Source organism: Ignavibacteriales bacterium (assembly GCA_026390815.1).
Lineage (GTDB): Bacteria > Bacteroidota > Ignavibacteria > Ignavibacteriales > SURF-24 > JAPLFH01.
Genome location: JAPLFH010000012.1, coordinates 35090 through 47194, shown reverse-complemented (window position 1 = coordinate 47194; position 12105 = coordinate 35090). Strand labels below are relative to the sequence as shown.

9 protein-coding genes are annotated in these 12105 nt (G+C 36.3%); all 9 read left to right on the top strand.

Annotated features, from left to right (window positions below; all coding sequences use genetic code 11):
• Positions 1–526 precede the first annotated feature (526 nt).
• Positions 527–2236 carry a dihydroxy-acid dehydratase gene (gene ilvD, locus NTX22_05075; protein MCX6149879.1) on the top strand — a complete coding sequence of 570 codons (1710 nt, stop codon included), beginning with the start codon at positions 527–529 and terminating at the stop codon, positions 2234–2236.
• Entirely contained in the window at positions 2233–3951 is a 1719-nt protein-coding gene (ilvB, locus tag NTX22_05070; GenBank protein MCX6149878.1) for a biosynthetic-type acetolactate synthase large subunit, read from the top strand. The genes ilvD and ilvB overlap by 4 nt, the downstream gene beginning before the upstream one ends.
• A gap of 81 nt (positions 3952–4032) precedes the next feature.
• Positions 4033–4551 (top strand): acetolactate synthase small subunit, encoded by a 519-nt coding sequence (gene ilvN / locus NTX22_05065; GenBank protein MCX6149877.1) that lies wholly within the window; start codon positions 4033–4035, stop codon positions 4549–4551.
• Between the two features lie 11 nt (positions 4552–4562).
• Positions 4563–5579 carry a ketol-acid reductoisomerase gene (gene ilvC, locus NTX22_05060; GenBank protein MCX6149876.1) on the top strand — a complete coding sequence of 339 codons (1017 nt, stop codon included), beginning with the start codon at positions 4563–4565 and terminating at the stop codon, positions 5577–5579.
• Positions 5576–6673 (top strand): 3-isopropylmalate dehydrogenase, encoded by a 1098-nt coding sequence (gene leuB, locus NTX22_05055; protein MCX6149875.1) that lies wholly within the window; start codon positions 5576–5578, stop codon positions 6671–6673. The genes ilvC and leuB overlap by 4 nt, the downstream gene beginning before the upstream one ends.
• A gap of 135 nt (positions 6674–6808) precedes the next feature.
• On the top strand, positions 6809–8389 hold the full coding sequence (locus NTX22_05050; protein MCX6149874.1) for a 2-isopropylmalate synthase: 1581 nt from the start codon (positions 6809–6811) through the stop codon (positions 8387–8389).
• A gap of 10 nt (positions 8390–8399) precedes the next feature.
• A complete protein-coding gene (locus NTX22_05045; GenBank protein MCX6149873.1) occupies positions 8400–9689 on the top strand; it encodes a 3-isopropylmalate dehydratase large subunit in 1290 nt (429 codons plus the stop codon).
• 112 nt (positions 9690–9801) lie between these two features.
• Positions 9802–10362, top strand: a complete 561-nt coding sequence (locus NTX22_05040) for a 3-isopropylmalate dehydratase (protein MCX6149872.1) — start codon at positions 9802–9804, stop codon at positions 10360–10362.
• Between the two features lie 91 nt (positions 10363–10453).
• Positions 10454–12046 carry a citramalate synthase gene (gene cimA / locus NTX22_05035; GenBank protein MCX6149871.1) on the top strand — a complete coding sequence of 531 codons (1593 nt, stop codon included), beginning with the start codon at positions 10454–10456 and terminating at the stop codon, positions 12044–12046.
• Positions 12047–12105: the final 59 nt, after the last annotated feature.

The following is a 12105-nucleotide window of genomic DNA, read 5'->3' as shown; positions in this document are numbered from 1 at the left end:
CCGGTAATATGTGTTGCTTTTATTTTCATAATTATTTATAACTTAATGCAAAGGTAATGTTTGAAATCTTATTTGTCAAATATTTTTTTAAACTCTTAGAAAATGATTTTAATTATCATTCTCTAAAGAATAAGAAGGAAGCTTTCTGAATAAAAATTCACAAATATTTTACAGAAACTTGACAAAAGACAATTCGTGCTTTATATTTGTATCAAATTCAAAATGAAAATGAACGACGCCACAAAAAATATAATCACAAGTTATCAAGCGGTACCATTATGCTGCCACCGCGGTGTTGTGTCCAATAGTATAAAATACACTCCTTCAGTCATCGTCCTAGGGATTTCGATTATTCTAGCTCTAATTGCTATTATTAGCATTATAGGCTAAAATAATGGTCAATCCCTAAACATACCAAAACAAAACAAATAGAAAATTAGATTAGGGGTTGACCAAACCCTGAGATTATTTTCTGAAGGATTTGCATAAAAAGCAAATTAGATTTAAAAATCATTCAGAGGTAATTGTGAGATCTGATTTAATAAAAACTGGCTATGACAAAGCCCCACACCGTAGTTTACTTAAAGCAACCGGAGTTATTAAAAGCGATGAAGATTTCAAAAAACCATTCATCGGCGTTTGTAATTCATATATCGATTTGATTCCAGGACATGTACATCTTCAGGAGTTTGGAAAAATTATTAAAGATGCTGTTAGAGAAGCAGGCGGAGTTCCATTTGAATTCAACACTATTGGTGTTGATGATGGAATAGCAATGGGACATATCGGAATGCGATATTCTTTAGCAAGCCGGGAATTGATTGCTGATTGTGTGGAAACTGTAGTTGAAGCCCACCGCTTAGATGGAATGGTTTGCATTCCAAACTGTGATAAAATTGTTCCCGGAATGTTGATGGCTGCAGTACGAATTAATGTTCCAACTATTTTTATTTCTGGTGGACCAATGAAAGCCGGTAGATTACCTTCCGGTGAAAAAACTGATTTGATTTCTGTCTTTGAAGGAGTAGGTGAATTTAAAACAGGAAAAATAAATGAAGAACGTTTAAAACAGTTAGAAGATTTTAGTTGTCCATCCTGTGGTTCTTGTTCTGGTATGTTTACCGCCAACTCCATGAACTGCTTGATGGAAGCCCTCGGTTTAGCACTCCCCGGTAATGGTTCTATCCTTGCAATTGATCCCAGAAGAAAAGAATTAGCAAAACAAGCGGCAAAACAAATTATATATCTTGTTGAAAAAGATTTAAAACCGAGAGATATTCTATCCAGAGAAACTTTCCTTAACGCATTTGCACTTGATATGGCAATGGGAGGAAGCACGAATACTGTTCTTCATGCACTTGCTATTGCAAATGAAGCTGAGATCGGATTTGATTTGCACGAATTAAACACTCTGGCTGAGCGGATTCCTTATATCTGTAAAGTAAGTCCAGCAACTAAACTTGTTCACATGGAAGATGTAGATAACGCTGGTGGAATTTCTGCAATTTTAAATGAACTCTCTAAAATTGAAGGAGCACTTGATCTGTCGCGTCCAACAGTAACAGGAAAAACTTTGGGAGAAAATATTTCGTCTGCTGTTGTTAAAGATAGGAAGGTAATTAAAAGTGTAGAAGAACCTTATTCAAAAAAAGGTGGTTTAGCAGTTCTGTTTGGAAACCTGGCTCCCGAAGGCTCAGTTGTAAAAACTGGTGCGGTAGATCCAAGTATGATGCAATGCTCTGGTCCGGCAAAAATTTATGAATCCCAGGATGAAGCATTAACCGGTATTTTAAATAGCGAAGTTAAAGCTGGAGATGTTGTTGTAATCCGTTACGAAGGACCCAAGGGAGGACCAGGAATGCCGGAAATGTTATCTCCCACAAGTGCAATTATGGGAATGGGTTTAGGTGATAAGGTAGCTTTGATTACAGATGGAAGATTTTCTGGTGGAACGCGTGGCGCTTGCATCGGACATGTTTCCCCGGAAGCCGCTGAATATGGACCAATTGCTGCATTACACAACGGAGATATTATAGAAATTGACATTCCGAATAAAAAGATAAATGTGAAATTATCGGATAATGAAATTGAAGAAAGACTCGCTTTACTTCCGAACTTCGAACCAAAAATAAAACGAGGTTACTTAGCTCGTTATGCAACAATGGTTTCATCTGCGCATACCGGAGCGATATTAAAAATTCCTGAAATAAAAGAAACAAGAAAGGCAACTTTATGAAAAAATCTAAACCAATGATGACAGGCGCTGAAATATTTTTCGAGTGCCTGAGGCAAGAAAAAGTTGAATATGTATTTGGTTATCCGGGTGGAGCTGTACTTAAAATTTATGAACACCTTTACGACGTTGATTTCCTGAAGCATATTCTTGTCCGCCACGAACAAGGTGCTACCCATATGGCGGAAGGCTATGCAAAAGCAACGGGCAAAGTTGGTGTTGTATTGGTTACATCAGGTCCGGGTGCAACAAACACAGTTACAGGAATTGCAGATGCTTATATGGATTCGATTCCGATTGTTGTTTTTACCGGTCAGGTTGCAACGCACTTAATTGGTAATGATGCATTTCAGGAAGCAGATATTGTTGGCATTACCCGACCAATTACAAAACATAATTTTCTGGTTCGGGATGTACGCGAGTTAGCAAGCACAATAAAAAAGGCTTTCTATATTGCCTCTACCGGAAGACCTGGACCAGTTTTAGTTGATCTACCAAAGGATGTTGTAAGTTCTAAGTGTGAGTTTGATTATCCGGAAACAGTGGAAATGCGTGGTTACAAACCAACTTATCTTGGTCATCAGAATCAAATAAAAAAAGCAGCAGAGATGATAAGGAAAGCTGAACGACCATTACTTTATGTTGGTGGTGGTGTTCTTATGTCCAATGGAACTCAGGAACTCTCAATTTTTGCAAGAGAAAATAAATTACCAATAACCATGACTTTGCAAGGATTAGGTGCATTTCCGGGCAACGATGATTTATCGCTTGGTATGCTTGGAATGCATGGAACATACTGGGCAAATCAAGCCGTTAACAATTGTGATGTTCTTGTGGCTCTGGGGGCAAGGTTTGACGATAGAGTAACTGGCAAGATTGAAACATTTGCTAAACACGCATATAAAATTCACGTTGATATTGATCCAACCGCAATAGATAAAAACATAATTGTAGATCTTCCAATTGTTGGAGATGTTAAACATGTTTTAGCTGAATTAGCAGTGGAGATGACAGATCCGCCAGAATTAGAAAACTGGTGGAATCAAATTAATGGTTGGCGGGAGGAGTGCCCTTTAGATTTTGAAGAAGATGACGGTAGGTTGCGTATTCAATATGTACTTCAGAAACTTTCAGAAAAAACAAAGGGAGAAGCAGTTGTAATAACAGATGTTGGACAACATCAAATGTGGACTGCACAGTTTTATAAATTTAACAATCCGCGTTCGCATATAACAAGCGGTGGGTTAGGCACAATGGGATTTTCTGTTCCGGCTTCTATAGGTGCAGCATTTGGAGTTAAAGATAGACCAATAATTTCCATCAGCGGTGATGGAGGTTTCCAGATGAATATTCAGGAATTGATAACTGCTGCTGCAAATAAACTTCCGATAAAATTTATTATAATGAATAACGGTTTTCTTGGAATGGTAAGACAATGGCAGGAATTATTTCACGCAGAAAAATATAGTTTTACAGATCTTTCTAATAGCAATCCTGATTTTGTTAAAGTTGGAGAAGCATTTGGATTAGCTTCCTTCTCTACAAATTCTCCTAAAAATGTAGAAGACATATTAGATCAGGCTTTTGCTATAAATGATCGCCCCGTTTTGATCGAGTTTAAAGTTGTAAGAGAAGAAATGGTTTTCCCAATGGTTCCCTCTGGTGGTTCCATTGCCGATATGATTGTAAAAAGGTTAAATCCAAAATCAATGATCTAAAATCACAATTAGGGCAGGTCAAGACTAAACCAAAAGTTTTTTACTAATCTGCTCTAAAATTCTAAACAAACAGAGGAAGCAATGAAACATATAATTTCGGTTTTAGTAGAAAACAGATTTGGTGCGTTTAACCGTGTAGCAACAATGTTTAGCGGTAAAGGATTTAACATTCAAAGTATTTCAATTGGTGAAACTGAAACACCGGAAATATCCAGGATGACTTTGGTAACTACCGGAGATGATAAAATTATTGAACAAGTTGTAAAACAATTGAATCGTTTAATTGATACAATTAAGGTAATTGATTTTACAGGATCGGGAACAGTAGCAAGAGAATTAGCTTTGATTGCAGTTTATTATCAGAAAGGAACCCGTGCAGAGATTATTGATATCTGCAATATATTTAGAGGTAATGTTGTTGATGTGAATAATAAAACAATGACTTTAGAAATAACCGGTCCGCCAGATAAAGTTGATGCCGCTGTAAACGTTCTATCACCATTTGGTATTAAAGAAATGGCACGTTCCGGAACGGTTGCCCTAAAACGCGGTGAACAAGTAAAAGAGTTTAAAAAAGAACCATCATTTTCACAATTATAAAGAGGAATAAAATGAAAGTTTATTATGATCAAGATGCAAATTTAGAAGTATTAACAAGTAAAAAAATTGCCATACTTGGATTTGGAAGTCAGGGACATGCGCACGCACTCAATCTAAAGGAAAGTGGAATGGATGTTTGTGTTGGTTTAAGAAAAGCAAGCAATAGATGGGAAATGGCTGAAAAGGCTGGAGTATCGGTAAAAACAATTCCGGAGGCAGTTGCCTGGGCTGATGTTGTTATGGTTTTACTTCCGGACCAAAATCAAAAAGCAGTTTATGATAGTGAAATTGCTCCTAATTTAAAACCAGATGCAACGCTTGCATTCGCTCACGGATTTAATATTCATTACAAACAAATTGTACCACAACAAAATATTAATGTAATGATGATTGCTCCCAAAGGTCCGGGTCATCTTGTAAGAAGAACATATCTTGAAGGAAGTGGTGTTCCTTGTTTGATAGCAGTTAATCAGGACCCTTCCGGAAACACAAAAGATTTAGCACTTGCTTGGGCAAAAGGAATTGGCGGAACAAGAGCGGGTGTTATAGAAACTAATTTTAAAAATGAAACTGAAACTGATCTGTTTGGTGAGCAGGCAGTTTTATGCGGTGGTTCTGCAGAATTAATTAAAGCTGGGTTTGAAACACTTGTTGAAGCTGGTTATCCTCCTGAACTTGCATACTTTGAATGCATGCACGAAATGAAACTGATCGTTGATCTTTACTATGAGGGTGGTTTATCAAGAATGAATTATTCTGTAAGTGATACAGCAGAATATGGTGGCATGTCTCGCGGTAAAAGATTGATAACTGCTGAAACTAAAAAAGAAATGAAAAAAATTCTAAGTGAAGTTCAAAGCGGAGAATTTGCAAAGGAATGGCTTGATGAATACAATTCAGGTATGAAAAACATGGATAAAATGCGTAAAGAAAATAGTGAACATAAAATTGAAGTTGTTGGCGCTAAACTGCGTGGAATGATGAGTTGGTTGTTCAAAAAAAATAAAAAGGAAGAGGTTGGTGTATGAAGTTTAATATAACTCTGCTTCCAGGTGATGGAATTGGACCGGAAGTAACTGCTTCAGCAGTAAAAATTATTAAGCTGGTAGGGGAAAAATTTAATATTGAATTTAATTTTATAGAAAAACTTATTGGCGGTTCTTCATATGAAAAATTTAATTCTCCGTTAACTGAAAACACTCTGCAAGCGTGTTATGATTCTGATGTAATTTTTCTTGGAGCAGTTGGAGGTACAAAATGGGAAACGCTTCCACATCATCTTAAACCAGAAGCAGCATTGTTGATGTTAAGAAAATCGCTTGGACTTTTTGCCAACATTAGACCTGCAAAAATTTATAAAGCATTAATCAATTCATCAACATTAAAATCGAAAGTTTTGGATGGAACTGATTTTATTGTATTGAGAGAGCTGACTGGTGGAATATATTTTGGTTCTCCCCGTGGATATGATGAAAAACATGGTTGGAATACTATGGAATATTCGAAAGAAGAAGTTGAACGGATTGCACACAAAGGATTTGAGTTAGCAAGAAAAAGAAATAAACTTGTTACATCCGTGGATAAAGCAAACGTTCTTGAAGTATCTCAATTCTGGCGGTCGATTGTTCATGAAGTGCATAAAGATTATCCTGATGTTGAATTGAAAGATATGTATGTGGATAATGCGGCAATGCAAATCGTACGTAATCCAAAACAATTTGATGTGATTTTAACTTCAAATTTGTTCGGAGATATTTTAAGTGATATTGGAGGAATGATAACCGGAAGTTTAGGAATGCTTCCATCAGCCAGCTTGGGAAATAAATATGCATTATACGAACCAGTACATGGAAGCGCACCAGATATAGCCGGGCAGAATAAAGCAAATCCTTTAGCCGCAATTTCTTCTGTTGCAATGATGTTCAATCATTCTTTTGAAATGCAAAAAGCAGCAGAGTTGATTGAAGACTCAATTGAAATAACTTTAGCTAAAGGTTATCGAACTTTGGATATTTTTTCTGAAGGTGATAAATTGGTTTCAACCACTCAAATGACGGATTATGTTGTTGAGAGTTTTAACGAAATATATAACGAGCAAGCATTAGGAGTATTTACACTTTAAACACCTTTTAATATCTCTAAGACGGTCTGGTGGTATAGAGGAAGGAATTTAGGTGGAAGAATTTATTTTAACGATTGAATTAAAAGTTCAAAAATCTGTTCCCTCTTCCTTTGGAAGAGGGTTAGGGAGTAGGCTATGAAAGAAAAAATTATTGTCTTTGATACAACATTACGAGATGGTGAACAATCACCCGGTGCATCATTAAATGTTTTTGAAAAAATTGAAATTGCGAGGCAACTTGTTAAGTTGAAAGTAGATGTAATTGAAGCTGGTTTTCCTGTTTCATCTCCAGCGCAGTTTGAAGCAGTTATGCGTATAGCAGATGAACTTGATGTTATTGTAGCTGGGTTAGCACGTGCAAAAGAGATTGACATCAAAACTGCTTATGATGCTTTGAAAAATGGAAAGCATCCAAGAATCCATACATTTTCCAGCACTTCAGATATTCATATTCTTGGAAAATTCAGTGATGCTAAATATGGAAGATCGCTTGAAGAGAAACGTAAAACTGTACTTAAAATGTCCTATGATATGGTTCAGTATGCAAAAACATTTACTGAAGATGTTGAATTCTCCGCTGAAGATGCTGGTAGAACTGACATCGGATATCTTGCAGAAGTAATTGAAACAGCAATTGATGCCGGCGCCAATACGGTAAATATACCAGATACTACTGGTTATACTATGCCATCAGAATTTGGACTTAAGATCGCTGAACTAAAACGAAGAGTAAAAAATATTGATAAGGCAATTATTAGCATTCACTGTCATAACGATTTAGGTTTAGCAGTTGCAAATACTTTAACAGCAATTGAAAATGGTGCCCGGCAGGTTGAGTGTACAATTAATGGAATTGGTGAAAGAGCTGGTAATGCCTCGTTGGAAGAAATAGTAATGGCGTTAAAGGTTAGAAAAGATTTGTGGAATTATTATACCAATATTCAAACAGAAGAAATTTATAATACCAGCAGAATGGTTTCCGGATTTACCGGTATAGTTGTTCAACCGAACAAAGCTATTGTTGGGGAAAATGCATTTGCACACGAATCTGGGATTCATCAGGATGGAATGTTGAAGAACAAACAGACTTATGAAATAATGACTCCTGGAGATGTTGGCGTTAATAAAACAAAGATTGTTCTTGGCAGGCATTCCGGACGACATGGTTTGAAAGCTCGATTGATTGAATTGGGTTACCAGTTAAGTGAAAATGATCTGCAGAAAGTTTATGAAGCATTTCTTGAATTAGCCGATAAGAAAAAAGAAATTTTTGATGATGATCTTCGTGTGCTGATGGGAGATGAGGTTTACAAAATTCAGGAATTATATGAACTTGATTATCTTCAGGTAAATGCAGGTACCAATACGATACCAACTGCTACAATAAGATTAAAAGTCGGGGAGGAATCAATCCAGGAATCATCTACAGGTGATGGACCAGTTGATGCTTGCTTTAATGCAATTGAACGAGCCTTGAACATTAAACCGATGGTAGAATCTTACAATGTCCGCTCGGTTACCCAGGGAAGGCAGGCACTGGGAGAAGCAATCATTAGAATTCGCAGTGATGAAAATTCATTTACTGGTAGAGGAATTTCTACAGATATAATTGAAGCAAGTGCAAAAGCATATTTACAAGCTATAAACCAGTTTCAACTATTTCAAAAAACAAATATTGAATTAACAGAAAATCAAATATCAATCAAATCAATCTGAAGAAAAAATTATGGGAATGACAATAACAGAAAATATTTTAGCAAAATCTGCTGGAAAAAATAAAGTAACTCCAGGAGAAAACGTTTGGCTAAATGTTGATGTACTTATGACACACGACGTCTGCGGTCCGCCAACTATAGCTATTTGGAAAAAAGAATTTGGAGTGGATGCAAAAATCTGGGATAAAGAAAAACTTGTAATCTTTCCGGATCATTACATTTTTACTAAAAACTCCCAGGCAAATAGAAATGTAGATTTACTGCGGCAGTTCGCAAAGGAATATGATATTCCAAATTATTATGATGTTGGAACAGAACGATATAAAGGAGTATGTCATATTGCCCTTGCGGAAGAAGGTTATAATGTCCCCGGTACAGTATTGTTTGGAACCGATTCCCATACTTGTACTTCCGGAGCATTTGGAATGTTTGCAACTGGCGTTGGAAATACTGACGCTGCATTTATTCTTGGAACGGGTAAAATCTGGGAGAAAATTCCAGCATCGATAAAGTTTACATTTAATGGAGAAATGCCAAACTATCTTACTGCAAAGGATTTAATACTTCAAATCCTTGGTGATATTACAACAGATGGCGCAACTTACCGTGCAATGGAATTTGACGGTGATGCAGTAGTTGGTCTTTCAATGAATGAAAGAATGACTTTAACTAATATGGCAATTGAGGCTGGCGGAATGAACGGAATTATTGCTGCAGATTCTATTACAAAGGAATATTTAAAAGATAAAATTGAAACTGATTATGAAATTTACTCTAGCGATTCTGATGCAAAGTATTTTGGAAAATATAATTATGATGTTTCTAAACTTGAACCATTGGTTGCAAAACCGCATAGTCCGGATAACCGGGATACGGTTAGAAATGTTAGTGGAACAAAACTTACTAAATGTTATATCGGATCCTGCACGGGAGGTAAACTTACTGATTTTCAATTTGCAGCAAAAATACTTCTTGGAAATACTGTAAAAGTTCCAACCTTTATTGTCCCTGCAAGTACTTCAATAGCAGCACAGCTTGATGAAGAAACTATTTCCGGTATTTCACTAAAAGATATTTTTCAAAATGCTGGATGCATTATTGCACAGTCTTCTTGTGCTGCGTGTCTTGGTGGTCCTTCAGATACAATTGGAAGATCTACGGATGGTGATGTTGTAATTTCAACTACCAATAGAAATTTTCCCGGCAGGATGGGAAGCAAAAAATCAGAAGTGTATTTAGCTTCTCCATTAACTGTTGCCGCTTCAGCAATAAAAGGAGTTATAACGGATCCAAGAGATTAGTCCCCTAAATCCCCCCAAAGGAGATTTTGGGATTTTGTAATAAGTATTTTTCACAAATACAAAATATTAAATTAAAAACCCTCTCCTTTTGGAGAGGGCAGGGAGTAGGCTGATGGAAAAAATATTAAAAGGTAAAGCATACGTTCTTGGCGATAACATCGATACGGACCAAATTATTCCTGCTGAATATTTGGTTTATAGTACAACTGATCCAGAGGAATCTAAAAAGTACGGACACTTTGCATTATCAAGTGTTCCTTTGGAAAAAGCTGGATTACCGGATGGAGGCAAACCATTTATAGTTGGCGATTGTGAGCAATCAGAATACGAAATTATAATCGGTGGTTCCAACTTTGGTTGTGGTTCTTCAAGAGAGCATGCGCCTTTAGCTCTTCAGAAAGCTGGAGTGAAAGCAGTTATAGCTGAATCATACGCAAGGATATTTTACAGAAATTCTGTGGATGGTGGCTTTCTTGTTCCTTATGATAGTAAAGAAAAGCTAAATGATAAAATTAAAACCGGTGATGAAGTAGAATTAAATGTTGACACAAATACTTTAACAAATCATTCATCTGGTAAAGTACATAAACTTAATTCGCTTGGAGATGTTTTTGAGATTGTTGAAGCAGGTGGAGTTTTTAAGTATGCAAGAAAAGTTGGAATGTTAGCATAATAGTCGATTGTTAAAACAAGGATGAAAAATTTGTTTCCTTTTATAATGTTCAAATTGTTTTAAGACTTTAAAATATTATTGAGAAGAAAATATGAAGAAAAATTTTATAGAACTGTTTGACACAACCCTGCGGGATGGAACGCAAGGTGAAGGCATTAATTTATCAGTGACTGATAAATTGAGCATTACTCAACGGTTGGATGAATTTGGGATAGATATCATTGAAGGTGGATGGCCCGGGAGCAATCCGCGTGATGAAGAATATTTTAAGCTTGCAAAAAAATTGAATCTTAGACATGCAAAAGTTTGTGCTTTTGGCTCAACTGCCAGGTTCCCGGATAAGATTTCTTCTGATCCAAATCTTCTTGCTTTACTTAAAGCTGAGACTGAAATCGTTACAATTTTCGGCAAGACGTGGAATTTTCATTCCGAAGTTAGCTTAGGTTTAACTGAGTTGGAAAATGAAGAATTGATATTCTATTCGATACAATTCTTAAAGGAAAATGGAAGACAAGTAATTTTTGATGCGGAACATTTTTTCGATGGATATAAGAACAATCCCTTTTTTGCTTTACGGATGATTAAAGCAGCAGAAAAGGCAGGTGCAAAATCAATTGTTCTTTGTGATACGAACGGTGGTTCTTTACCCCACCAGGTGACTGATATTGTTAAAGATGTATTGAATAATATTAATAAACCGGTTGGCATTCATGCACACAATGATGGGGAACTTGCGGTTGCAAATTCTTTAGCAGCAATCGAAGCGGGAGCCGTGCATGTTCAGGGAACAATTAACGGTGTAGGTGAAAGATGCGGTAATGCAAATCTTTCCAGCATAATTCCAAACATCATTTTAAAATTGATTAAACAAACGAATGTAAATGAAAACCTGGACCATCTTGCATCACTCTCAAATTATGTTTTTGAATTGATGAATCTTGTTCCTAATACAAGAGCAGCATTTGTTGGTAATTCAGCCTTTGCACACAAAGGAGGAATTCACGTGAGCGCTGTATTGAAGGACAGTAGAATGTATGAACATGTCGATCCCAAGTTGATTGGCAATAAACAGCGCGTTTTAATTTCTGATCTTTCCGGACAGAGCAATATAAAATATAAAGCGAAGGAGCTTGGGGTTAATCTTAATGGAGATAACGAACTAAGTAAAAAATTGGTAAATCATATTAAAACTCTTGAGTTTGATGGCTACCAGTTCGATGGTGCTGAAGCTTCATTCGAACTCATACTTCGATCTGAGATGAATGAATTCTCACCATTTTTCAAAATGCTGGAATCGAAAGTGAATGTAACGTTTGATAATAGAAAGAACGAAAGTGCAGAAGCAGTATTAAAGATTGAAGTGGATGGCGAAATTGAACACACGGCAGCCAACGGTATTGGACCTGTTAATGCACTGGATAATGCTCTTCGTAAAGCATTGTTAAGATTTTATCCGGAGATTGCATTGATAAAATTAGTTGATTATAAAGTGCGGGTGTTAAATGAGAAGCAGGGCACAGCTTCTAAAGTAAGAGTACTCATTCAATCAAGTGACGGAAATGAAACCTGGTCAACCGTTGGCGTTTCTGAAAATATAATTGAAGCAAGCTGGCAGGCACTGATGGATAGTATTAATTATAAACTATTTAAGATTCAGAAAAGCAAATCCCAAAAAGTAATTTAGAATTTAATTTCAATCTCTTAATTGTGTTTTCCATTTTCTTAACGGATGCAATTCTTCAG